21 protein-coding genes are annotated in these 23,171 nt (G+C 51.2%); 10 read left to right on the top strand and 11 right to left on the bottom strand.

Translation table 11 applies throughout. The features are described from left to right. Nucleotides 1-11: 11 nt before the first annotated feature. The 6 genes from ABYA77_RS07665 to ABYA77_RS07640 form a co-directional block, all read right to left on the bottom strand. Entirely contained in the window at nt 12-1,496 is a 1,485-nt protein-coding gene (locus ABYA77_RS07665; protein WP_372965367.1) for a flavin-containing monooxygenase, read from the bottom strand. A 121-nt stretch (nt 1,497-1,617) separates the two neighbouring features. Then, a complete protein-coding gene (locus ABYA77_RS07660; protein ID WP_372965366.1) occupies nt 1,618-2,739 on the bottom strand; it encodes a sulfate/molybdate ABC transporter ATP-binding protein in 1,122 nt (373 codons plus the stop codon). A gap of 1 nt (nt 2,740) precedes the next feature. Beyond that, the gene (gene cysW / locus ABYA77_RS07655; RefSeq protein ID WP_372965365.1) at nt 2,741-3,601 is read right to left on the bottom strand and encodes a sulfate ABC transporter permease subunit CysW; all 861 of its coding nucleotides are present in this window, start codon (nt 3,599-3,601) and stop codon (nt 2,741-2,743) included. Next, nucleotides 3,602-4,474 (bottom strand): sulfate/thiosulfate ABC transporter permease CysT, encoded by an 873-nt coding sequence (cysT, locus tag ABYA77_RS07650; protein WP_372965364.1) that lies wholly within the window; start codon nt 4,472-4,474, stop codon nt 3,602-3,604. A gap of 9 nt (nt 4,475-4,483) precedes the next feature. Further along, complete coding sequence (gene cysP, locus ABYA77_RS07645) at nt 4,484-5,485, bottom strand: thiosulfate ABC transporter substrate-binding protein CysP (RefSeq protein WP_372965363.1); 1,002 nt, start codon at nt 5,483-5,485, stop codon at nt 4,484-4,486. 110 nt (nt 5,486-5,595) lie between these two features. Then, entirely contained in the window at nt 5,596-6,564 is a 969-nt protein-coding gene (locus ABYA77_RS07640) for a beta-ketoacyl-ACP synthase III (protein ID WP_372965362.1), read from the bottom strand. 229 nt (nt 6,565-6,793) lie between these two features. Here ABYA77_RS07640 and ABYA77_RS07635 point away from each other — a divergent pair, with 229 nt between their 5' ends. The 8 genes from ABYA77_RS07635 to ABYA77_RS07600 all read left to right on the top strand — a co-directional run bounded on the left by ABYA77_RS07635 (nt 6,794) and on the right by ABYA77_RS07600 (nt 14,403). Continuing rightward, nucleotides 6,794-7,369, top strand: coding sequence for a hypothetical protein (locus ABYA77_RS07635; protein ID WP_372965361.1), 576 nt, complete (start codon nt 6,794-6,796; stop codon nt 7,367-7,369). Between the two features lie 130 nt (nt 7,370-7,499). Then, complete coding sequence (locus ABYA77_RS07630; RefSeq protein ID WP_372965360.1) at nt 7,500-8,960, top strand: malate:quinone oxidoreductase; 1,461 nt, start codon at nt 7,500-7,502, stop codon at nt 8,958-8,960. Between the two features lie 146 nt (nt 8,961-9,106). After that, nucleotides 9,107-9,496, top strand: coding sequence for a GtrA family protein (locus ABYA77_RS07625; RefSeq protein ID WP_372965359.1), 390 nt, complete (start codon nt 9,107-9,109; stop codon nt 9,494-9,496). Then, the gene (locus ABYA77_RS07620; protein ID WP_372965358.1) at nt 9,480-10,508 is read left to right on the top strand and encodes a glycosyltransferase family 2 protein; all 1,029 of its coding nucleotides are present in this window, start codon (nt 9,480-9,482) and stop codon (nt 10,506-10,508) included. Before ABYA77_RS07625 ends, ABYA77_RS07620 begins: the two co-directional genes overlap by 17 nt. Then, a complete protein-coding gene (locus ABYA77_RS07615; protein ID WP_372965357.1) occupies nt 10,492-11,991 on the top strand; it encodes an ArnT family glycosyltransferase in 1,500 nt (499 codons plus the stop codon). The genes ABYA77_RS07620 and ABYA77_RS07615 overlap by 17 nt, the downstream gene beginning before the upstream one ends. After that, the gene (locus ABYA77_RS07610; protein WP_372965356.1) at nt 11,981-12,700 is read left to right on the top strand and encodes a response regulator transcription factor; all 720 of its coding nucleotides are present in this window, start codon (nt 11,981-11,983) and stop codon (nt 12,698-12,700) included. Before ABYA77_RS07615 ends, ABYA77_RS07610 begins: the two co-directional genes overlap by 11 nt. Then, nucleotides 12,697-13,986 (top strand): ATP-binding protein, encoded by a 1,290-nt coding sequence (locus ABYA77_RS07605; RefSeq protein ID WP_372965355.1) that lies wholly within the window; start codon nt 12,697-12,699, stop codon nt 13,984-13,986. The genes ABYA77_RS07610 and ABYA77_RS07605 overlap by 4 nt, the downstream gene beginning before the upstream one ends. Nucleotides 13,987-14,049: 63 nt before the next feature. Continuing rightward, nucleotides 14,050-14,403, top strand: coding sequence for a YkgJ family cysteine cluster protein (locus ABYA77_RS07600; protein ID WP_372965354.1), 354 nt, complete (start codon nt 14,050-14,052; stop codon nt 14,401-14,403). 73 nt (nt 14,404-14,476) lie between these two features. On the opposite strand, the gene ABYA77_RS07595 is transcribed toward ABYA77_RS07600, so the two are convergent. Next, nucleotides 14,477-15,406 (bottom strand): LysR substrate-binding domain-containing protein, encoded by a 930-nt coding sequence (locus ABYA77_RS07595; protein ID WP_372965353.1) that lies wholly within the window; start codon nt 15,404-15,406, stop codon nt 14,477-14,479. A gap of 101 nt (nt 15,407-15,507) precedes the next feature. On the opposite strand from ABYA77_RS07595, the gene ABYA77_RS07590 reads away from it, so the two are divergent. Continuing rightward, nucleotides 15,508-16,548, top strand: coding sequence for a zinc-binding alcohol dehydrogenase family protein (locus tag ABYA77_RS07590; protein WP_372965352.1), 1,041 nt, complete (start codon nt 15,508-15,510; stop codon nt 16,546-16,548). A gap of 51 nt (nt 16,549-16,599) precedes the next feature. After that, nucleotides 16,600-17,355, top strand: coding sequence for a siderophore-interacting protein (locus ABYA77_RS07585; RefSeq protein WP_372965351.1), 756 nt, complete (start codon nt 16,600-16,602; stop codon nt 17,353-17,355). 10 nt (nt 17,356-17,365) lie between these two features. Here the strand turns inward: ABYA77_RS07585 and ABYA77_RS07580 are convergent, their stop codons facing one another. The 4 genes from ABYA77_RS07580 to ABYA77_RS07565 form a co-directional block, all read right to left on the bottom strand. After that, entirely contained in the window at nt 17,366-18,649 is a 1,284-nt protein-coding gene (locus ABYA77_RS07580) for a sensor histidine kinase (RefSeq protein ID WP_372965350.1), read from the bottom strand. Beyond that, complete coding sequence (locus tag ABYA77_RS07575; protein WP_372965349.1) at nt 18,642-19,331, bottom strand: response regulator transcription factor; 690 nt, start codon at nt 19,329-19,331, stop codon at nt 18,642-18,644. The genes ABYA77_RS07580 and ABYA77_RS07575 overlap by 8 nt, the downstream gene beginning before the upstream one ends. Continuing rightward, nucleotides 19,325-22,492: an efflux RND transporter permease subunit gene (locus ABYA77_RS07570; RefSeq protein ID WP_372965348.1), complete on the bottom strand. Its 3,168-nt coding sequence runs from the start codon at nt 22,490-22,492 to the stop codon at nt 19,325-19,327. The genes ABYA77_RS07575 and ABYA77_RS07570 overlap by 7 nt, the downstream gene beginning before the upstream one ends. Beyond that, nucleotides 22,485-23,171: efflux RND transporter periplasmic adaptor subunit (locus ABYA77_RS07565; protein ID WP_372965347.1), on the bottom strand; the 687-nt coding region annotated here is incomplete at its 5' end. The genes ABYA77_RS07570 and ABYA77_RS07565, both read right to left, overlap by 8 nt.

Raw genomic sequence — 23,171 nt, 5'->3', positions numbered from 1 at the left:
CTTTTATGTCGTCAGTTACTGACATCCGGGTCTGTGAAAATGTAGTCAGCCGTATCGACCGAGCGCGTTGCAAACCGGTAACTGAATGTGAAACCGGGCCAGTTTGCGGTGTTTTGCCCCTGAGCATTCATATACCAAGAGGTACAGCCAGTATCCCAGAGACTTCCTTCCAGGCCTTTTTGGACAACCTGACAATACCGTGTTTGACGATCTTCCCGAACATCCATTGCTGCACCCGGATATTTGGCCAGCGCATCGAGTGCGCTGACAACATAGCGAAACTGTGATTCGAGCATATAGAGGATGGAATTGTGTACCAGGTTCGTGTTGGGGCCATAGATCATGAACAGGTTAGGAAACCCGCTCACCGTAATGCCTTTAAACGCTTTGGCGCCTCCTGCCCAGACATCATTCAGTGAAGATCCGTCTCGACCGTATATCTTTAAAGGTGACAAAAACTCACTGGCACGGAAACCCGTGGCGAAGATGATGGCATCTGCTTCTCGATGTTTTCCGTCTTCTGTTATAACACCTGTTTCATCAATTTCAGAAATTCTATCGGTTATCAAATCAAGGTGCGGTTGATTGATGGCTGGATACCAATCATTGGAAATCAGTATCCGTTTACAGCCAAATTGGTAGTCTGGAACAATATTTTTGCGCTTTTCCGGATCTGCTACGTGGGTTTGCGCTTCCTTGATAGCCTGCTGGGAAAAATAATCCAATATTTTGTTAAACCGGGTAAATGCCAGAGCGCGAGTTTCGTTTTTTATGTAAATCATTGACCGGTATAACCGATCCCAAAAAGGCATTTTCTGGAATAGCGATTGTTCCGTTCCGGAAAACTTACGGTCAGGCTTGGGCAGCACCCATGCCGCTGAGCGTTGGTACAAGTCAAGCCGGGAGACTTTCGTCACAATAGCTGGAACAAACTGTATGGCGCTGGCACCGGTACCGATGACGGCAACGCGCTTGCCGGCCAGATCGTAGTCATGATCCCATCTGGCAGAGTGGAAGAGCGTGCCTTTATAGCTTTTGAGGCCGGGAAAATCAGGAATAGCAGGGCGATTCAGTTGCCCGGTTGCAGTGATTAAAACTTGAGCACTGAACGTGCCACCGGATTCAGTCTTGACTGTCCATTGATTCGTTTTGCTGTTGAAGCTGGCCTCGGCCACTGCCTGATTGAAGTGAATGTGCGAGGCCAGTTCATACTTGTTGACGCAGTGCTCCATGTACGCCTGAATTTCCGGCTGGGCTCCGAATTTCCGGCTCCAGTCGTGTTTCGGTTCGAACGAATAAGAATAGAGGTGAGACTGCACATCACAGGCAGCCCCCGGGTAGGTATTATCGCGCCATGTTCCGCCCACTCTGGACGCCTTTTCCAATAAGACAATGTCACTATAACCGGCTAGTTTTAGCTGAATGGCAATGCCTATTCCGCCAAACCCGGTACCAATGATAATGACCGATGGTTTTTGTTGGTGACGCCGCTTCATGGTTACTGCCTGATTGTTTTTGTATAGCCAGACTATAACCCCCAAACCAGACAACAAAAAGCCCCGACCAATGGGTTAGATTGAGGGGGCTTTGAAGAAAAGCGTTTTCTGAAGGCCTGAATTACATATTGCTGGCGTTGGCCGCGTCTTGATAATTCCAGTTGACGGTTCGTGGCTGATGGCTGTCACCAACAAAGATATGCCCGACGTTTGGCACCGCATACCAGAGTTCTCCTCGGGTCGGGTTCTGTAAGGCAAACTCTGTATGGCTCATGCCTGTTTCCCAAAGCTCGGTGGCTTGCCAGCCCTGTGGGGCCAACTCAATGCGAACCTCAGATCCGATCAGACTGATGGACTCAATGCGTAAGGGAAGCCGTGCATTGGCGCTGGGAGATCTGGATAGCTGTACCTCATGGGGGCGTAAATACAGCTGAGCCTCCTGATCACCCCTGGCGCCGGGAAGTGAAACCCAAGCGTCGCCTTGAACCAGTTTTTGATTTTTTATCACGCCTGAAAATACGTTAACGTGGCCAAGAAAATCAAAAACAAAGCGGCTGTCTGGCCGGGCATATAGTTCGGTCGGGCTGTTAACCTGTTCGACTTTACCCTGACTCATGACCACGACCTGATCAGAGAGCTCTAAGGCTTCTTCCTGATCGTGCGTCACAAAGATGCTGGTGAAATGGTATTCATCATGCAAAGCACGCAACCACCGCCGAAGATCTTTACGAACTTTGGCATCCAGAGCACCAAAGGGCTCATCTAACAATAGAATGCGAGGCTGTGTTGCCAGCGCGCGGGCCAGTGCCACGCGTTGCTTCTGCCCACCTGAAAGTTGCGCCGGGTAACGGTCGGCCAATTGAGGCAACTGGATCATCTCCAGAAGCTTCTCAACGCGCTCAGCGATTTCCTGTTTGGAAGGGCGTTGTTTACGTGGCAGCGACTCCAGCCCAAAAGCAATATTTTGTGCAACAGTGAGATGACGGAACAGAGCATAGTGCTGAAATACAAATCCGATGTTTCTGTCACGCACATGGAGCTTACTGACATCGTCACCACCAAAAAATACACGGCCAGTATCGGCAGATTCCAGGCCGGCGATAATTCTCAATAATGTTGTTTTACCCGAACCGGAAGGTCCGAGTAGAGCCGTGAGTTTACCTTCAGGGATTTCCAGAGAAACGTCTTTAAGCGCCTGGAATTGTCCAAAGGTTTTATGAATTTTCTCGATGGTGATGCTCATTTCAGACATCTCCTTTTTCCAGCGCGGAATTTTCTGATTTGGCCTGTCGCCACTCCACAAGTGCCTTGGCCACCAATGTAAGGATGGCGATGGCCGCCAGTAATGAAGCGCTGGCGAAGGCCCCAACGATGTTGTAGTCCTGATACAGCAGCTCGACGTGAAGGGGAAGAGTGTTGGTCTGGCCACGAACATTTCCTGAAACTACCGACACTGCGCCAAACTCACCCACCGCCCGGGCATTTGTCAGAACGACTCCGTAAATAAGGGCCCACTTGATATTGGGCAGCGTGATTTTTCGGAAAATACGCCAGCCAGAGGCACCTAAAACCACTCCGGCTTCCTCTTCATCACTACCTTGCTGTTGCATGAGAGGGATGAGTTCCCGGGCTACAAATGGGCAAGTTACAAACACGGTGACCATCACAATGCCAGGCCAGGCGAACATGAGCTGCAGATCGTGTGTGCTAAGCCATCCGCCGAGCCAGCCGTTACGGCCATAGAGCAACAGATACAGCAAGCCAGCAACAACAGGAGATACGGCAAACGGGATGTCAATCAAGGTGATCAGTAGCTTACGGCCCGGAAATTTGAAGCGGGTTACCGACCAGGCCAGTGCAGTGCCGAAGACCAGATTCAGCGGGACGGTCAGTAACGCCACGAACAGTGTTAAACCGATAGCGTGAAGAGTGTATTCATTCAGAATGTTACCGGCAAAAGTGCTCCAGCCAGCGCTCATTGCCTGAGCAAAGATCACCACGATGGGTATGACCAGGAAGGTCATTGTGAGAATAAGTGCCAAGCTGATCAGTGATCGGCGAACCCAGGGCTGATCGCCTACCCGGCGTTTATTATCGGATGTCATTTACCGACCCTCCAACCGACGCAGGTAGCGGCCCTGCCAGAGGTTAATGGCAAACAGTAATATCAGAGATGCCAGCAGAACCATGGATGCAATGGCACTGGCCGCTGCGTAATCGTATTCCTGCAAGCGAATGAAAATCATCAGACTGGTGACTTCACTGACATACGGAGTGTTACCGGCAATGAAAATAATGGCACCAAACTCACCCAGGCTGCGGGTAAAGGATAGAGCAACTCCGGTAACCAATGCCGGCCAAACGGAAGGAAAGATCACTTTACGGAAGACTCTGCCATCCGAAGCGCCAAGGCTAACTGCGGCTTCTTCATCAGCGGGGGACAGTTCCTCAAGTACAGGCTGTACTGTGCGTACGACAAAAGGAATGCTGGTGAAGGCCATTGCCACAACAATACCAATTGGCGTAAACGCAACTTCAATACCGATCTTATCCAGCCATTGTCCATACCAGCCGTTTTGAGCAAAAAGTGTCGCTAAGGTAATGCCGGCAACAGCCGTGGGAAGAGCAAAAGGTAGGTCTACCACTGCGTCAATCAGCCGTTTGCCCGGAAATTCATACCGCACCAACACCCAGGCAAGAAGTAGTCCGAACACGCCATTAAATAGGGATGCGGTAAAAGCGGTCCAAACAGTGACTTTGTAGGATTCAACAACCCGGGGATCGGTAATCGTGAACAGGAACTGGTCCCAGGTCATGCCTGACGTTTCTACAACCAACCCGGTTAACGGCAATAAAAGTACCAGGCTGACAAAAAACAGCGAAATGCCAAGGCTCAGACCAAAGCCCGGTAATACCCGCTTGTTGCGACGGGTAAAGCGCCGCACAGGGGCGACGCTTGCTGGAGCGGATACAGACATCTGAGTCACTTACCGCCGACGCTGAAGCTGATCCAGCTTGCCACCGCTGGCGAAGTGAGTCTGCATTGCATTTTCCCACCCACCAGCGATCTCTTCGATAGATTTCAGTTTCAATTTACGGAAACGGTCAGCGTTTTCCTTTAAGACGGTTTCGTCATGTACCCGGTAGTTGAAGCTCGCTAACAGACGTTGAGACTCCTCCGAATAAAGATGGCCCAAGTATTCTTTAGCGAGTTTTTCTGTACCGTTTTGTTTCGTGTAGTCATCAATCCAGGTAACTGGAAATTCAGCCAGGAAACTCACTTTCGGGGTAACGACTTCGTATTCGCCTTTCAGGCGATCAGCGATGTTCAGTACCTCGGATTCAAAGGTCAGCAGGGCGTCACCAATGCCCCGCTCAACGAAGGTGGTGGTGGCACCGCGACCACCGGAGTCGAAAACACGAACCTGACCGAGGAAGGTTGCGAGAAAGTCATCGATCCGGGCTTGATCATCGCCGAATTGGTCTTGTGCATAACCTAAAGCGGCCAGGTAGGTGTATCGGCCATTGCCTGAGGTTTTGGGGTTCGGCATAACCGTGGCCACGTCTTCGCGCGCCAGATCATCCCAGTTTTGAATGTTTTTAGGGTTACCCTTGCGAACCAGAAATGCCATGGTGGAATAGTAAGGTGAACTGTTGTTCGGGAAACGCTCGGCCCAGTTTTCAGGAATCAGACCGCCACGCTTGTACAGAATGTCGATGTCTGTCACTTGGTTAAAGGTGGCGATATCGGCTTTCAGGCCTTGAATGATTGCTTGAGCTTGCTTGGATGACCCGGCATGAGATTGGTTGATCTCAACGGTTTCTCCGGTTTTTTCTTGCCAATGCTTCTGGAACTCCACGTTGTAGGCAGCGAAAAGCTCACGAGCAATATCATAAGAGGTATTGAGAAGCTCCCGGTCAGCGGCCAGAGCCGGCTGGGCAGAGAGTAGGGCAGCACCAAGCGCGAAGCCTTTAAACAGTTTTTTCATCGTGAGCTCCTCAGAATCTATAAGTAAATCTGAGGAGCAATCTAACAGAGGCTGCTAAGAACGAAAAATATTAAAAATAAATATTGAAAGAGATAAATAGAATATGGGAATTAATATCGAAGAAGCGCCGACCCCCAGGTAAAACCACCTCCGAATGCTTCAAGAAGTACGACTTCACCTCGTTTGATACGGCCATCGCGAACGGCCTCATCAAGAGCTAAGGGTATGGATGCCGCCGATGTATTACCGTGACGATTAACAGTAACCACAACCTGTTCCATCGACATACTGAGTTTTTTGGCTGTGGCGGAAATGATTCTGAGATTGGCCTGATGCGGAACCAGCCAGTCGATATCTGACTTCTGCATTTGGTTCGCTTTCAGTGTTTCATCTACAATTTGGCCAAGCGTGTTTACCGCCACTTTGAAGACTTCATTGCCTTTCATTTCAACAAAAGCCTGCCCGGCTTTAATTGCGTCAAAATCGTTAGCAACGCCACAAGGTACGTGTAGAAGCTTTTCATACCGCCCATCGGCATGAAGGTGCGTAGAGAGAATACCAGCCTCTTCGCTGGCCTCCAGTATCACCGCACCGGCGCCATCACCGAACAAGACGCAGGTAGTTCGGTCTTCCCAGTTAAGAATTCTTGAAAAAACTTCTGCACCGATCACCAGGGCTTTTTTGGTGGTGCCGGTGCGAATGAACTTTTCAGCTGTAGCAAGGCCATAAACAAAACCACTGCACACTGCCTGAATATCGAAAGCAGGACAGCCCTGAATTCCAAGTCGTGCCTGGAGGATGCAGGCACAACTAGGGAAAACCTTGTCGGGTGTTGTGGTGGCGAAAATGATCAGGTCAATATCTGAGGCCTTAATGCCAGCCGCCTCTATAGCTCGCAAAGCTGCCTGCTCTGCTAAATCCACAGTGGTTTGGCCGGGCAGGGCTATGTAGCGCTGTTCGATGCCTGTACGTTCACGAATCCACTGGTCAGAAGTATCAACCTTCTTTTCCAGGTCAAGATTGGTAACGACGTTGTCCGGCAGGTAAGAGCCGGTTCCGGCAATGCGTGCATAAGTCATGCGATGCGTCCAAAGTCAGGTTCGATAACAATAACTCCCATGCTAACGCCGCGCCCCCGTATTGGTTATTAGCGGTTCGTCTCAACCATCGATGAGCGCCATGGAAATAGCTCTCTTAAAGAAAATTATGTGTTTTTCTACTGAGCTCACGGTACTCGGAATCAAATATGGCTAACGTCTTGTGTAACGATGTGTAAAATTAGCCTGAAAACCTCACAGGGACGAAACAATGACTGCTCGAGACTTGTACTCCAAAGCTAAATTCACTGCGGCTGCGGCTGTTTGTGCCGTCGCACTGTCCGGGTGTTTACCCGGCACAATTGCCACAACCGTAGGAACTGGTTACGTGTATGAGCAAAAACAGGATCATAAGTACAAACACGATGTGGAAAGGGCTGTAGATCAATACCTGATTGATCATGCTAATTCGCCCTGCAAAAATGGCGAAGAGCGGGTGATGGAATCAGCCATTGAGATCATCAAGGAGCACCGTCTGACCGGTGTTGACGATGTGATCGATCGTCTTACTTCAATCTACAACGATGACAGTCAGCCAGATAATATAAGGGCCGGCGCCCTTTATAACATTGCGGTTCTGGAGTCGCGTCGACAGTCACCGAACAAAGCCCGGGCCCGGGATAATTTCAAACAACTCTATGTTGAATTCCCCAACGAATATCGCTGTATTTTTGAGGAATCCGAATGGCGGAACCAAATGATTGAGCAGCAACTTCTGTTGCCTGGCGAAACCGTGGATTCGTTTTTGGAAGATGCCCTCAGAGACGTTGAACGGCGCCAGCAGTAAGGCTCAGAGCTACCTTCATGGCAGGTGGGGGCAGTGGTAAATTTTCAGAGCCTACCTGAATCATGCTATTTTTGAGGAAGAAAGATCTGAAAATCCAGATCTGAGAACTCAAAATTGGCGGGTTGAATCTATGAACGTAATAATCATCGGCGCCGGAATTATGGGCACCACTCTTGCTGTTATGGCGAAAGAGTTGGCGCCCGACCTGGATATCACCGTTCTGGAAAGGCTCGACGGCCCCGGAGCTGGAAATTCCTGGGCATTCAACAACGCCGGCACGGGCCATGAGGCGAACTGCGAACTTAATTACACGCCTGTGGATGAAGAGGAAATTTCGGTAGAAAAAGCCTTGAAAATCCACGCCCAGTTCAATATTGCCAAGCAGTTCTGGGCTTATCTGGTTAAAACCGGCGCCATTCAGGATCCTAAAACCTTCATCAACCAAACCAAGCACTGCACCATTGTTTCGGAGTCCGCGATTGAAGAACTCCGGCTGCGGTTCACTGAAATGTCGGCCCACCATTTCTTTGAACACATGCGTTATTCAGAAGACTTTGATGAAATTAAGAGCTGGATTCCTTTCACGATGGAAGGCCGGCCGCGTCATGAAAAAATGGCTGCAACCGTCATTGAAACGGGTACTGATGTCAATTTTGGTGCACTGACAGAACAGATGGCGGCATACGCCGTGCGTGATTTAGGAATTAAAGTTGAGTATGGAACCCATGTTAAGCGCGTTCACAGGAGCCCGACGGGAAGGTGGGTTATAGAGGCTGAACATAACGGTGCCCAGATTCAGCATAAGGCCGATGTGCTTTTCGTTGGCGCTGGAGGCGGGGCATTTCCTATACTTAAGAAGAGCCTGCTGCCGTTCCGAAGCCGGTTCACCGGCTTTCCGGTGGGCGGCCGTTTTCTACAAACGCCGATCAGTGCTGAACAAGCCGAAACCTACCGGGCGAAAACCTATGGTCGTGCTAAAGTCGGCGCTCCGCCTATGTCTGTACCGCATTTGGATTTGCGTCTGGTGGATGGGCAATATTACTTGTTGTTTGGTCCGTTCGCGTCTTTCAAACCCGTTCTGGAAAAGGGCAGGGGATTCCTCGATTACTTTACCTCACTTCGCCTGCATGATATCCCAGGCTTGATTAACGTGACCCTGGATCACTTCCCGCTGGTTAAGTATCTGATTTCCGAGAGCTTCAAAGGTAAGAACAGCATGCTTAAGGAGCTCGACAGTTTTGCTCCGGGCTTGAGCGAAAAGTTTGACTGGGAGCCCATTGAAGCTGGCCAACGCGTTCAAATTATTAAAGATGGCGCTTTGCAAATGGGGACTGAGTTGGTTGTGTCTACAGACAAAACCTATGCCACTTTACTCGGAGCCTCGCCAGGTGCATCCGTTTCACCTGAAGTTATGCTGCGCTGCTTAGAGCAGTTGCTTCCAGCTATTTTTACTAATGACGACGCCAAGGCAAAGAAAGCTGAGATTTTCCCGGAAGAGGATCTTGATGCGTTAATAAACAACCCGGATCATTACCGGGAGATTCGCGATGCGGTAAACCAACGGCTCGGAATAACGCAGCGCGCGGAATAATAAGTCAGAGGAGTTATCCTGGCGATCACTCCTCTGATGTTTTGACATTTTCCTGACAAAACCTCCACATAGCCGTGACACCGCCTGAGCTAACGTAACGGCTCAATGTCAGAACGACTCTAAGTCGTCAATGTGGTGGTTATGTCATGAGTACATTTTTATCCCGCCAGCTACAGGGATTTATGGCCGCTGGCGGCCTGGCTACGCTGTTTCACTGGTTGGTTATGGCGGCCTTGATGGGCGTTGGGTTTTCGCCAACGAACGCTACCGCCAGCGGAAGCATTTTCGGGGCGGCCTTAAACTACGATCTTCAACGGCGAATGGCGTTCCGCAATGCTGGTCCACACAGGGTCACTTTGTGGCGCTATATCAGCTCCTGTCTTGTTGCATGGTTGTGCAACCTCACCTTCTTTTTCCTGCTCAATCGCATTCTGGGGCTTCCTGTCACTTTGTCCCAGGTTGTAACCACCGGGTTTGTCGCTGCAATAAATTACGTTGTTTACCAGAGGCTGGTTTTCCATGAACAAACACGCTGAGTTTCCCGTTGTTCCTCCAGACGGACGTTTGTTATCTCTTGTGGTTCCTGTATTTAACGAACGCCCGATGTTGCCACTGTTCTTTGAAAGAGTATTTGCGGTACTTGCTGCGTTAGACCTGCGCTGGGAAATTGTTCTGGTTGATGACGGTAGTGATGATGGCAGCGCCCAGTACATTCGCAGCGTTATCGATCGATCGCCTGGCGTACGCCTTGTTAAGCTGAGCCGAAACTTTGGCAAGGAAGCTGCGATGACTGCCGGGCTTGAACATGCAAAGGGTGATGCTGTAATCGTTCTGGACGCAGATTTACAAGATCCGCCTGAACAAATCCCGGCCATGGTTGACTGTTGGCGGTCAGGTGTTGACGTGGTACTTATGCAGCGCCGCTCACGAGCCGGCGAAACTGCGTTTAAACGCTGGAGTGCACACCTGTTTTACCGACTGTTAAATCTCACAAGCAGAACGAATATCCCGGTGGATACCGGTGACTTCAGGTTGATGAGCCGAAAAGCGATGGATGCTTTGCTGGCGCTGAAAGAACGCAATCGTTACATGAAAGGCCTGTTCGCCTGGGTCGGTATGCCGACTCAGGTCATACAATATGACCGCGAACCAAGAGCGGCGGGCGAGACAAAATGGGACTACCCCGGCCTGGTAGGACTGGCTCTGGAAGGGTTAACTTCGTTTTCCGTGTCGCCCCTGCGTTGGGCTACGGTGATTGGGCTCATTGCGGCCAGTCTGGGGGCTGTTTTTGGTGCCTGGATTGTGGTCAAAGCGTTAATGCTGGGTGATGCCACCAGTGGTTATCCTTCACTGGTGGCTGTCATCAGCTTCTTGGGCGGAATTCAATTAATAAGTGTAGGCATTGTAGGTGAATACGTCGGCAAGACCTATATGGAATCGAAGCAGCGGCCGGTGTACCTGACAGAAGAAGTGATAGAAAACCAGGAAAGCGTGCGTCAACAGGCCAGGCACCAAACCGCAGGGGCGCGTCATGTCAAAGCGGTTTAATCTTTGGTTGTTGATATTGATTGCAGTACTCGTTAGTCGTTTTATCGGTATGGCCTTGTTTCCTTTTGCAGATACCACTGAGCCTCGCTACGCGGAAATCGCTCGTTTGATGGCTGAAACGGGGGATTGGATTACACCCTGGTTTGAGCCAGGCGTACCGTTCTGGGGCAAGCCGCCTTTATCTTTTTGGGCCCAGGCCGCGGCAATTAAGATGTTTGGGGTTTCAGAATTTTCTCTGCGATTCCCATCGTGGCTGGTCACTCTTGGCATGGTCTGGTTGGTCGGACGACTGGCTCGGCAACTGTGGAGTGTTCAGGTGGCTCGGTGGAGTTGTCTGGTTTTCGCAACGATGGCTCTTACTTATATCAGTGCAGGTGCCGTTATGACCGACGCCTTTTTAGCACTGGGAACGACCCTTACTTTGGTCAGCTTTGGTTTGGTAATGGCAGGAGAGGGCGGGGTATGGCGCTGGGCATTCTTCTTTGGATTGGTTATAGGGCTCCTGTCTAAAGGGCCCTTGGCACTGGTACTTACAGGGATTCCTGTCGTGTTGTGGTTACTGCTCTCATGGCGGGAAGCAATCAGTAATCTTCGACGGTTACCTTGGTGGCGTGGCTCGCTGTTAACTGTTTTGCTGGTTTCTCCGTGGTACCTGCTGGCTGAGATGAAGACCCCCGGGTTTCTTGATTATTTTATTGTAGGCGAGCATTTTCGCCGGTTTTTGGACCCGGGATGGTCAGGAGACTTATACGGCAGCGCCCATAAACAACCCAAAGGTATGGTATGGGTGTTCTGGCTTTGGGCTTCGTTTCCCTGGGGCGTTGTTGCTCTGGCAAGCCTGATCCCGAGGTGGTTCAGAGGTAAACGAAATGGGAGCGTAGGCAAAACAATATTAAATCCAGGCGTTAGCTTTTTGCTGGTCAGCGCACTGTCGCCGATGCTGTTTTTTACGCTTGCAGGTAACACGCTCTGGACATATATACTGCCATCGTTGCCGTTCACGGCTATTCTTATCGGCCGTTGGGCGGCGGAATGTGAGTCTTCCTTGTTATCGTGGATGCGGCTTGGCTTGGTGGCATTTGTCCCGGTATTGCTGACTGTCTTTGTCGGCCTGGCCGTCACCGGATGGATGCCTCTCAAGACAGAAAAGGCGCTGGTAAGCTATTATCAACAGATAAGGGAGACCGGCGATAGCCCTCTGATCTATCTGAATGACTTGCCATTTTCAGCTCGATTCTACTCAACCGGAACCGCACTGCAGTTGGTCGAGGGTGAGTTAAGCGACTTGCAGGCCGCAAACCTGTTTCATCACTTGTATATTGTTGTTCCAGAGACCTGGACCGATGAAAACGTCGCTGAATTATTTGGCTCAGCTACAAAGCTTATGGGAAATAGTCGCCATCAATTGCTTGTCATTGAGGGAACACCCGGTGATGAACAGCCGGTGTCTGACGCCAATGGAGCTCGTTCGAATGACATCTAACCAATCTCCTCTGAGACTGTTAATTGTCGAAGATCAGGTAGATCTTGCGGAAAACCTATTCGAATTCCTGGGCGAGGAGCGTTACATACTGGACTTCGCCGCTGATGGTTTGACCGCATTGCATCTGCTGGCCACTCAAAGCTATGACGTTATCGTACTTGACCTGATGCTCCCCGGTGTCAATGGATTCGATATTTGTCGGCGCATTCGTCAAGACCTGCAATGCCAGACTCCTGTCATTCTGATGACCGCCCTGAGTACCCTTACCGATAAAGAAAAAGGGTTTGATTGCGGTGCTGATGACTATCTTGTCAAACCGTTCGAATTGCGCGAGTTACAGCTTCGGATAGACGCGCTGCACAGACGCCATGCGCCGCAGAGGCCTGTCTTGGTTGCTGGCGATATCCGGTTTGACCCCGGCACTCTGGAAGTTGAACTGCACGGTTCTAAAACCGCGTTGACCGGCACTCCCGCCCGTTTGTTTGAGCTTCTGGTTCGGGCCTATCCGAGCTTTATCAGTCACGAGGCATTAAGTGATGCATTGTGGGGCGGGCGTCACGGAGAAACGGAAGGTAACAGTCTTCGTACTCACATCTATACTCTTCGCAAATCATTGCAGTCAGGTTTGGGTTGCGGGCTTGTAAAAACGATCCATGGTCGAGGCTACAGCCTGGAAGGCTCTATGAAAGAAGTTGAAGACACACAATGAAGCCATCTTTGACTTCGCGCCTGGCTCGCACTCTGCTTATTCTGATTGTCGTCACGACTGTAATCTCGATGTTTATTCTTGAGGTGTTTGTTGATGACGTTGAGGACACGATTCTGGAACTGGAGCTGAAGGCAGAAGCCACGTATTTTACGGCACAACTCCAGGAAGGGCATTTTCAGCCTATAAAAACAGCACAGCTGGAAGTGGTTTTTCTCCCGGACGGTGATCCTGAAACCCTGCTTCCTGAGTATTTTCGGGGTCGTCAGTTACCACTTTCCGAAGAGATCGAGGTGGGAGAGACAACTCTGTTGATTCACGGCGAGCAGTTGCTGGAGCCTGATGGAAAGCTTTTCCTGGCTCAGGATATTACGATTATGGAGAATCGTGAGGCTCTGGTTCAACTTGTATTGATTGGTGTGGCTGGCTTCATGCTCTTGATCGGCATTTTTGTTGCGCGTGCGGGTGCTGGGTATCTGGTGCGCCCCTTCAAGAAGTTAACTCGTGAAGTTCTGAGCACCACTCCCGGCAGCTCCATGCAGCAAATCACTACAGATTTTCGGGATCAAGAGTTCTGCGAGATTGCTGAAGCATTTAACCGGTTTCTATCTGAGCTTGAACATCATATTGAGCGGGAAAAATCGTTTGTAAAGCTCGCCAGTCATGAGCTACGTACTCCTCTCGCTGTGATGAGTGGCGCTCTGAATGTGTTGGAACAACGACAAAGTTTGTCTTCAGCGGATCAGAAAACACTGACCCGTATCCGCCGGGCTATGCAAACCATGCGCGACGATACTGAGGTGCTTCTAGAGCTGGCCCGGCGTGAAACCTCCGAAGGCGATACCCGAACCATTATGTTGCAAGATGTCATCCAGAACACCATTGATGACCTTGAAAATGGATATCCGGAACATGCTGGACGAATTACTTTTCACAACAATAGCCCAGGGCTGAGAACCAAAACTCATCCTGCGCTTATACGCATGTTACTACGTAATCTGTTACAGAATGCGCTGCGGCACACTCATAAAGAAGTGGACATAAGCGTCGTTGGAAACACAATCACAGTGCGGGATTTTGGTACCGGGCTTCCCCCAAAAATAGCTGAACACCTGAATATCACTAAAGGGCCCAGCTCAGTCAGCTCCCGGGCCGGAGAGTTCAGCAACACTACATTTGGTTTGCTGATTGTCCGGTTGGTTTGTGAGCGGTTAGGATGGGAACTGGATATTACTCAGTCAGATAATGAAGGTACCGAGTTTGTGATACACGTTCACAATCTGGCCTGATGAGCTGTAACATGGGGCATAAGGGTATGCGACGATAAACGAGAGGCATAATGGTCATTCGAAATGTACCGTAACAGAGATATTATTGCCCGTCTTCGGGAACGTGTTCCTACATTCGAGTGCGTGCCTGGATGCCACGATTGCTGTGGCCCGGTCACAGCATCTTCTGAAGAGATGTCGCGTCTGCCAGTGAAGTCGGATGCTGAACATGAAACTGCATTAGAAGAGTTCAATTGCGTACACCTTGGCCCTGATGGCTGTACTGTGTACGAGGAACGCCCGTTGATTTGCCGGTTGTTTGGAACAACTCCCCGCATGCCTTGCCCGAACGGTCGTCGCCCGGAAACCGCGGTAGATTCGGAGACTGAGCATCAGATTCATCACTACATCTCAAACACCCGGCAAGTGTTGGTGTGATTTAGCGGCCAGTACTGTGTGCTCGCTGCCATCATTGCCCATTCTCCGGCCTCACTTTCAGGAGACACGGGGTTTAATCGGCTGAATTGAAAATCCCGTATTCAGTCATATGGTCAATAAGCGCATGGCATTGTTGCTGAAGGTGATCCCTTAGTAGCCGCATGGCGGGCGTAATGGATTGGCGTGTCGGGCAGATAAGCCATAGTTCGGACGCCGGTGGTGTATATCGGGGCATGACATTGACGACTCGGCCCGCGAGCAAGTCATCTGACATGTCCAGGCAGGACTTCACTGCCACGCCTTGTCCGTCGACGCACCAACGACGCACCAGATCGCCATCGTTGGATGCCCGGTTGCCTTTCATCTTTATCCGGATTTCCTCACCGTCGCGGTTGAAAGGCCAAACGTTGTAAGGGATGTCTTGCAATTGGTAAAACAGACCGTTGTGGCCTGCGAGATCGTGAGGATGAGTTGGCGTTCCGTGCCGGGACAGGTAGTCAGGCGTGGCGCAAAGCAGCCGTGGTACATCGCAGATCTTGAAACCATAAAGGTTGGCATCGTTAGGAGAGCCGTACCTGAGGGCCATATCAACTGAATCCCGGAAAAAATCCACATTGCTGTCAGTAATCTGGATCCGCAAACTCAAGCCTGGATGATCCGCCATCAACTCATCGATCCAGGGAACTACTCTGTTTCGTCCAAGGTCAGATGACACTGATAGCCGGATCTCTCCTTCCACTGCTTCCGTGCCGGAACGGATATTTGTCCGGGCGTTTTCCAGTAAATTCAGTGCCTGCTGACATTGCGGTAAATATTTTTCACCTGCGGATGAGAGGCGCAGCTGGCGGGTGGAGCGAACAAACAGTTCGACCCCCAATTCCTGTTCTACGCGTTTAACAGCGGCGCTGGCTGTCGCTGTTCGCATATCCAGGCTGGTCGCAGCGGCCGTGATATTACGGAATTCCGCCACTTTCAGCACCACGGTAAGATCGTTGAAGTTCATTATCAAATAATTTTTGAATATGTTTATGTGATTAGGCTGTTTTAAGCAGTATAAATAAGCATCACACTGGTCGCCACTCGTAAATCACTGTGGAGAAAAGTATGAAAGCCGTTGGATATACTAAATCACTACCGATTGAAGATTCTCAGTCATTGCAAGATGTAGAGCTGCCTCAGCCCGTCGCTGAAGGGCGCGACCTGCTGGTTCGTGTCAGGGCTGTTGGTGTGAATCCTGTCGATTTCAAAGTGCGTCAACAGGCCTCAGCAGAGACCGGTCAGGTTAAAGTCTTGGGCTGGGATGCAGTCGGAGAGGTTGTGGCGACGGGCGAGGATGTTTCATTATTCAAGCCTGGCGATCAGGTATATTATGCGGGGGACATCACTCGCCAGGGTAGCAATGCAGAGTATCAGATTGTTGACGAACGTATTGTCGGCCGAAAACCTGCGAGCCTGAGCGATGCGGAGGCGGCAGCGTTGCCTCTGACAACCATCACGGCCTGGGAAATACTCTTTGACCACCTGGGGCTTGAGCAGCAGAATCCGGAAAATGCTACTCCGACCGACGACGTGATCCTGGTGATTGGCGCCGCAGGCGGCGTTGGTTCCATCCTGGTTCAGTTAGCCAAGAAACTAACGGGAGCCACCGTGGTGGCCACGGCCTCCCGGGCGGAGTCTCGTCAATGGATAGAATCATTGGGTGCAGATTTTGTGGTGAACCATCGCGAGCCGCTGCAGCCGCAGATCGAAAAACTGGTGTCCGAGGGTAAAATCGCGACGATCTCCCACGTGGCCAGCCTGAATGCCACCGATCAATACTTCGATGATTATGTTGCGGTACTCCGGCCATTTGGAAGAATTGCCATGATTGACGACCCGGCTGCACTGGATGTGATGAAAATCAAACAGAAGAGCCTGTCTCTGCACATTGAATTCATGTTTGCGCGTTCCATGCATAACGCTGATGATATGCAGGCCCAGCATGACCTGTTGGATAAAGTCTCGGGCCTTGTGGATCAGGGTTATATTCGCACCACCGCCGGGAAGAATCTGGGGGCAATTAATGCGGAACATCTGCGCGCCGCTCATGCAGAATTGGAAACGGGAACGGCCGTGGGCAAGATCGTTCTGGAAGGATTCGAGTAAACAATTACTTTAAGTAATAAATCTAAGTCTCTGATAAAACGGGAGTTCGTTTTGGCAAAACCTCAGGCACGGGAACTCAGTGTACAAAGGCGTTCATGGGTGACCAAAAATATGCTCAGGATCACTTTGGGTGGAGATGCGCTGAAGGACTTTCCACAAGGGCAGGAGAGTGCGTACATCAAGCTACTGTTTCCACAAGAGAGTAGTGATGAACGACCATTGATGCGCACCTATACCATCCGACAGCAGCGGCCTGACGAAATCGACGTTGATTTTGTTATGCATGATGAGCATGGCCCAGCTTCGGCGTGGGCCAGTGAAGCTGAACCCGGAGACAAAATTCTGGTGGCCGGTCCTGGTGCCCGGAAGCTGATCAGTCAGGACGGTAACTGGTATTTGCTCGTGGCTGACATGACGGCCCTCCCGGCACTCAGCGTTAATCTGGAAAATCTCCCTGCCGATGCCCGAGGTTATGCAGTAATTGAAGTGCGCGACGAAGCAGACATTCAGTCGTTAACGCACCCGGAAGGGCTGGCTATTCACTGGGTCATCAACCCTTCACCATGTCCTGAGGGGCGGCCCCTATTGGAAAAAGTGCAGGTTTTACCCGCTCTGCCAGGTACCCCGTCAATATGGTCGGCCTCTGAATTCGGATCAATGCGGGCGTTAAGGCAGTATTTACGTCGGACCTTTGATGTTCCGAAGGCACAGTTCTACGTATCCAGCTACTGGAAGATTGGCCAAACTGAAGATGGCCATAAACAGGTAAAACGACGTGACAGCGAGGAAGATACTGACGCGAGTTGATGCTGTCAGTTTAAATCTCAACAACCACGCGATGAATGTTCTTCGCAAGAGAGGATGTGTAATGCCACCCAATCCGCTCGCTGAGAGTTGTCGTCAGCTCCAGCCCCAGCCCGTAGCCGGTGATGTCTGACGATTTTTTGGGGGCATTGTGCGCATCAGGTTGTACGGGGTTGCTGATCTCAATGCGATTTCCCCGCTGCTCAATAACAACCGTTCCTTCCCAGCAATGTTGATAGGCATTTCGGATCAGGTTACCCAGAATAATACGCGCCGGAACCAGCGGTACGTTGCAGTTACAGGGCAGGGTGCTGATTTCTGTGGTGACTGGCTTCCCGGCCAGCAGGTATGTCATTTCGGCCGCCAGTTCACGTATGAGCTCTGGTAAGTCGACAACCTCGGGCTGAAGCGGGGTATCCGGTTCATGGTTCAGCCAGAGCAGTGTTTCCGTAAGGTGTTTCATGGTCAGGCTGGCTCGGTCGATCCGGTCAACGATCTCTTGTTCGTTCGCGATTATTTCACGTTTTTGCGCCAGTTTTCGCTGTAACTCTATATTGGAGCGAATGGTGCTTATCGGTGTCCGGAGCTCATGACTGGCGTGCCTTAGAAATCGGCGTTCCCGGTCTACAGCTTGTTGAACTGAGGAAAGGCTGTTGCGGATCAGTTCTGCCATTTCGTTAAGTTCGGGGTACAAAAAGTCCGGCACAGGGCGCGAAAGTTTTTCGTTGTCCAGCGAATGGGTCCATGCACGCAGCGCGGCCATCGGGCGAGATACGTGGCGCAGTAGTAGCCAGGAAATAATGACAATAAACGTGATCACCAGAATGCTTACGGTCAGAGTAAATAACCGGTTTTGCCGGGCAGCCTGGGGGAGTACTGTAGATGCTTTCGGATGCGTTAGCTTCTGACTCAGATACAATGGGCCGTATGCGGTATCGTAGCGCATTGCAAAGATGATGAAGCCCGGGTGACTGAACCAGGAGCTGTCTTCTTTTTTGAGTAGCTGGCCTGAGTCACCTGGTCCATTTGGAAATGCACTCTGGACATAAGCTGGCAAGCTATTCCATTGGCTCGCTACGTCAAAACCACTGAATTCTCTAATCTTCTCTATTTCCCTCACACCAATCACTTCATTGAAGGTTCGGGCGGTTTTTTCCATATTGCCTGCCATGGCTGCATCCAGTCCCCGGATGAAATGGTCTTTGGCAACCAATGAGTAAGCGGCTACCAGAATGAGCCCCAATGCCAGAAAGGACGATATCAGAACGGTTCTGAGGCTAATCCTTGTGTTAAACATTCGTCTTGCCCGTTCCGGGTGGTTTAATAGCAAATCCGGCGCCGCTAATGGTGTGAAGAAGAGGTTCGGAAAACGGTCCATCAATCGCTTTGCGAAGATTATAAATGTGAACTTTCAGGCTGTTGCTATCCGGATGGTCATCCCCCCAGGCAGCATCCATCAATACGCTTCTTGATACAGGGTGCGGTGATGCGCGCATCAGGCATTCCAGTAAGCGCCAGCTGGTGGGTGAGAGCTTCACTGCAAGGCTGCCCCGGAACACACTCCTCTCACTGAGGTTCATCTGCAACTCACCACAGGTGAGCATCTGTATCTGGCCGCTTCTTCGGTTCGCGAGAGCCCGGACTCTGGCGACCAGTTCCTCCATATCAAAGGGTTTGATCAGATAGTCATCCGTGCCGGCATTGAACCCCTGAAGCTTATCATCCAGCTGATCACGTGCCGTCAGCATCATGACGGGGGTATCATTTCCCTGATCCCGTAAACGTTGGCAAAGCCCGAGTCCATCCAGACGAGGCATGTTGATATCGAGTAACAGAACATCGTAATTGTTCTGCTTTATCAGGTTGTACCCGGCTATGCCATTGCTCACATGGTCACAGATAAACCCCTCCAGCTCCAGATACTGAACCAGTGTCTGGGCCAGATCCAGGTCGTCTTCGGCCAGTAACAGTTTCAGCATGGATCTGCCTCTTGTTTATCCGGGGTTACAGTAAACCACCGACGGAATTCTGTGAGCCGTTCGGTCACGTCGTGTTGAATGGCCACAAGAACCGGGATCAGGATCAATGTAATTACCGTTGCGAACATAATCCCGTATCCCAATGCAACGGCAGCTGGTATCAGAAACTGGGCCTGAGCCGAGGTTTCGGATAACAGGGGGGCAAGACCAGCGAAGGTGGTAAATGATGTCAGCAACACGGCCCGGAGGCGACTCCTGCATGCTTTGCTGATGGCTTCAATCTGGTGGTCAGCATCTGGTTTAAGTTCATTGTATCGGGATACCAGCAAAAGACTGTCATTCACCACCACACCGCTCAGAGCAATAATGCCATTCAGGGACAGAATACTGATAGAGAGGTCGTTCAGCCAGTGTCCCAGAATAGCCCCGACGATCCCGAACGGGATGGCAGTCATGATCAGGACTGGCTGAATATATGACTTCAGAGGAATAGCCAACAGCATATAGATGACCAGCATGGCGATCATGAATACGTGCGCCATAGAGGTCTGGGTTTCTGCCTGCTGCTCGGCTTCACCGGCAAAACTGATATCAAGCCCCGGATACTGGCGCTCCAGCGGTGGAACCAGTTCTTTCTGCAGGCTGGCCACGAGTTCTGATGCAGACAGAATGTCTTTATCCACATCGGCAGAAAGATACAGGGCTCGTTTGCCATCAATGCGGGTAATGGTATCCCGGGCATAGCCATAGGTCACGGTGGCAACACTAGACAACGGTAGCACGGTACCATCGTTGGCTCTGATGCGCGCATTCAGCACATCGATTGGGTTTTCCCGCGCGCCTTCCGGGTAGCGCACTTTCACTTCGACCTCGTCGTTACTTCGTTGGAAACGTTGAACGACCTGGCCGCTAAATGCCTGCAGAACCTGGCGGGCCAGTGTATCCGTAGTCAGACCAAGAGCCTGTCCCTGAGCGTTGAGTTCGAGGAGCAGGCGAGGCTGACTGGCTTCGATATTATCTTCAATTCCGCTGACCGCCGGAATTTTAGTGAGTTGTTCTTTGATATCCCGCCCAGCGGCAGTCAGCAGATTGTCGTCAGAGGCCCTCAACTCAATACGAAGGGCATCTACCATTACTGGCCGGCTGGCGACACTCAGAGTTCGAACGCCTTCAGGCAGTCCCGCACGTTGCTTCCAGAGGCGGGAGAAGGCATTGATGTCGTAGGGAGCATTCGATGCCAGTTCGACCGTCACTTTTCCAGACTGATCGCTTTCAGAAAGTACCTGAAGATTCGCAATGCCGGTGTCTGTCTCTGTTGTTGCCTGCTCAATGAGCTGTTTGTCGATCTCATGGGCTTTTTGTTCCAGAGACAGCAGCGCAGAATGGGTGAGCCCAAAGCTGGCGTCGGTCTCCATGGTAATCTCTGCTCTGATGGTGTCGCCCGGTATGTCCGGGAAAAAGCTGGTTCGAACGGCACCCGTGAATGGCATGGCCATAACCAGTGCAAACATCGCAACAAATAGCACAACAACGGCATACCGATACGCCAGTGCCCACTCGATAACCGATTTATAAATACGGTCGTTGAACCACTGCAATCCGGAATCTGCTCCGTGCTGAATCCGTCGCCAGGTTTCAAGGAGCAGGTTACTACTGGCTCTCCGGTGGGTGTTCAGATGTGCCAGGTGAGCCGGGAGGATGAGTTTGGATTCAACAACCGACAGTAACAGACAGATAGTCACTACGGCTGCGAACTGGGCATAGATCTGCCCCAGCTTTCCACTGAGATTCGACAAAGAATAGAAGGCAACCACGGTTGTGAACACACCAAACAGTGTGGGCACGGCTACCCGCAGAGTGCCCCGGATAGTATTTTTCAGGGTATCGCCTTCCTGATTCCGAACGGTATAGACGCTTTCGCCCACCACCACGGCATCATCCACCACGATCCCCAGGGCCATGATGAATCCGAAGGTTGTGAACTCATTCAGTGACAGGCCGGCAAACCGGTCCCCCATAAAATACAGGGTTCCGAAGAAGATGAACGGCAGGCCCATGGAAACCCAGAATGCTACGGTCAGGTTGAGAAAAAGAGCGAGAAGCACGAACACCATGACGATGCCGGTGAGGGCGTTACTAATGAGCAGATCAAGTCGTTCAGTGATAAAACTGCTGCGGTCATACCAACTGGTGAGCTCTACTCCATGAGGCAGGTTTCCGTTGCTATGCCATTGTTCGACCACTGATTTGGCAGCCTCAACCGTCTCCGTGATGTCATCCAGGCCGGTAGTGATCACTTGAAGGGCCACACTGTTTTCGCCGGAAAACCGGGAGAGCACGGCGGTGTCATCGTCATAGGTGTCGTTTATCGACGCGACCTCACCGAGTTTTACGATGGTGCCATTGGTGCTGGTGACAAGTGGAATCCTGGCAAACTCTTCCTTAAGGTAAGCCTGTTGTGAGGCTTTAAGCTGCAGATAGACCTGCTCATTTCTTAAAACCGCCGTCATCGTGCTGGAGGAGCCCTGATTGATCGCATCCTCAACATCAGACAGCGACAGGCCGTAGGACTGCAGTCTTCCTTCATCAATCTCAATTGCCATCATGGGGTCCAGCCAACCCGATTTGCTGACCCGACTGATATCGGGCATGGCAAGGAGATCGGATTTCAGTTCTTCAGCCAGTTGTTGCAACGTGTGCCGGTCTGCATCGCCATGGAGCTGTATCCAGAGAGAATGCTCTTCCCGTTCAGCTTTCTCAATGACCGGACTCTCGGCGTCTGCGGGGAATGTAGAAATAGCATCCACCTTGTTTTTTACATCCCGCAGCAGCTCATCCAGGTCGTAGTCGCTTTTCTTTTCTACGGTGACCCTGGTACCGCTCGCGGTCGATGTGCTGGTGATGTCCTTGATACCGTTGACATCTTCCAGTTGTTCTTCAATCTTGATTGCCAACCCTTCTTCCGATTGCTGGGCTGAGCCACTGTTGTAGACGACGGATATCGTCAGGCTGTCGGGTTCTGTGCTGGGAAAAGCTTCTTTTCGAAGGTCTCCCATTTGGAGAACGCCCAGGCCGATGACCAGAATCAGCAAAAGATTGGCCGCCACCGGATTGTTGGCAAACCAGGGAATGATGCCTTTATTCCAGTTAAGATCAGTCATCGGAGGTCTCCACAGGATTGACCGCCATGCCCGGCATGTAGGTGCTTAAAGGGTGCGCCAATACGTTGACGGGTTGGCCATAGAGCGATGATGGGGGGCGGATATAAATTGCCTGTTCGTCACTGGCCACCGGAGCAGAAGAGAACCTGGCTAGGATGCCATCAGTTTCGTACCAGATTTCGCCTCGCTGGCTGAGGGATGAAGCGGGGAGTCGCCACAGGTTGTTCAGTTCACGGCCTTGAATTTCCGCTCTGACAAAAGTTCCCGGGGCTAATATCTCAGCCTGCTCCAGCGGGCGATCTACTGCGGCAACCAGTGATTGCTGGCGGGTGGTGTCGTCCAGGTGACGCTCGGCGCGCTGAATATAACCGCTCCATTGTTGTCCGGTTTCAACAGAAATCAGGGCGACCGGCCAACGGCCTTTGTTCAGTACCGTAATGTTGGGGAGATTGTGCCAGTCCTGTTGAGATAGAGGCAGAGAAATTTCAACCCTGTCGGCACTGTAAAGCTCCGCAATCTCTCCTCCGGCTTGCAGATAACTACCTGGTGACACGTTGCGACTGACGATCAGTGCGTCGAACGGTGCCCTGATCAGAGTTTGAGCCAGATCTTTTTTGGCGCTGGCCACAGCGGCTTCAGCAGCAGACACTGCAGCTTTTGCTTCTGCTACCTGGGGCTG

This window comes from Marinobacter sp. (assembly GCF_041595835.1).
Lineage (GTDB): Bacteria > Pseudomonadota > Gammaproteobacteria > Pseudomonadales > Oleiphilaceae > Marinobacter.
This window is presented reverse-complemented; position numbering and strand designations above follow the sequence as displayed.

Excerpts from the sequence above, each read along its gene's own strand:
- ABYA77_RS07665 (WP_372965367.1), bottom strand. The coding sequence starts at position 1,496 with ATGAAGCGGCGTCACCAACAAAAACCATCGGTCATTATCATTGGTACC.
- ABYA77_RS07660 (WP_372965366.1), bottom strand. The coding sequence starts at position 2,739 with ATGAGCATCACCATCGAGAAAATTCATAAAACCTTTGGACAATTCCAG.
- cysW (WP_372965365.1), bottom strand. The coding sequence starts at position 3,601 with ATGACATCCGATAATAAACGCCGGGTAGGCGATCAGCCCTGGGTTCGC.
- cysT (WP_372965364.1), bottom strand. The coding sequence starts at position 4,474 with ATGTCTGTATCCGCTCCAGCAAGCGTCGCCCCTGTGCGGCGCTTTACC.
- cysP (WP_372965363.1), bottom strand. The coding sequence starts at position 5,485 with ATGAAAAAACTGTTTAAAGGCTTCGCGCTTGGTGCTGCCCTACTCTCT.
- ABYA77_RS07640 (WP_372965362.1), bottom strand. The coding sequence starts at position 6,564 with ATGACTTATGCACGCATTGCCGGAACCGGCTCTTACCTGCCGGACAAC.
- ABYA77_RS07635 (WP_372965361.1), top strand. The coding sequence starts at position 6,794 with ATGACTGCTCGAGACTTGTACTCCAAAGCTAAATTCACTGCGGCTGCG.
- ABYA77_RS07630 (WP_372965360.1), top strand. The coding sequence starts at position 7,500 with ATGAACGTAATAATCATCGGCGCCGGAATTATGGGCACCACTCTTGCT.
- ABYA77_RS07625 (WP_372965359.1), top strand. The coding sequence starts at position 9,107 with ATGAGTACATTTTTATCCCGCCAGCTACAGGGATTTATGGCCGCTGGC.
- ABYA77_RS07620 (WP_372965358.1), top strand. The coding sequence starts at position 9,480 with ATGAACAAACACGCTGAGTTTCCCGTTGTTCCTCCAGACGGACGTTTG.
- ABYA77_RS07615 (WP_372965357.1), top strand. The coding sequence starts at position 10,492 with ATGTCAAAGCGGTTTAATCTTTGGTTGTTGATATTGATTGCAGTACTC.
- ABYA77_RS07610 (WP_372965356.1), top strand. The coding sequence starts at position 11,981 with ATGACATCTAACCAATCTCCTCTGAGACTGTTAATTGTCGAAGATCAG.
- ABYA77_RS07605 (WP_372965355.1), top strand. The coding sequence starts at position 12,697 with ATGAAGCCATCTTTGACTTCGCGCCTGGCTCGCACTCTGCTTATTCTG.
- ABYA77_RS07600 (WP_372965354.1), top strand. The coding sequence starts at position 14,050 with ATGTACCGTAACAGAGATATTATTGCCCGTCTTCGGGAACGTGTTCCT.
- ABYA77_RS07595 (WP_372965353.1), bottom strand. The coding sequence starts at position 15,406 with ATGAACTTCAACGATCTTACCGTGGTGCTGAAAGTGGCGGAATTCCGT.
- ABYA77_RS07590 (WP_372965352.1), top strand. The coding sequence starts at position 15,508 with ATGAAAGCCGTTGGATATACTAAATCACTACCGATTGAAGATTCTCAG.
- ABYA77_RS07580 (WP_372965350.1), bottom strand. The coding sequence starts at position 18,649 with ATGTTTAACACAAGGATTAGCCTCAGAACCGTTCTGATATCGTCCTTT.
- ABYA77_RS07575 (WP_372965349.1), bottom strand. The coding sequence starts at position 19,331 with ATGCTGAAACTGTTACTGGCCGAAGACGACCTGGATCTGGCCCAGACA.
- ABYA77_RS07570 (WP_372965348.1), bottom strand. The coding sequence starts at position 22,492 with ATGACTGATCTTAACTGGAATAAAGGCATCATTCCCTGGTTTGCCAAC.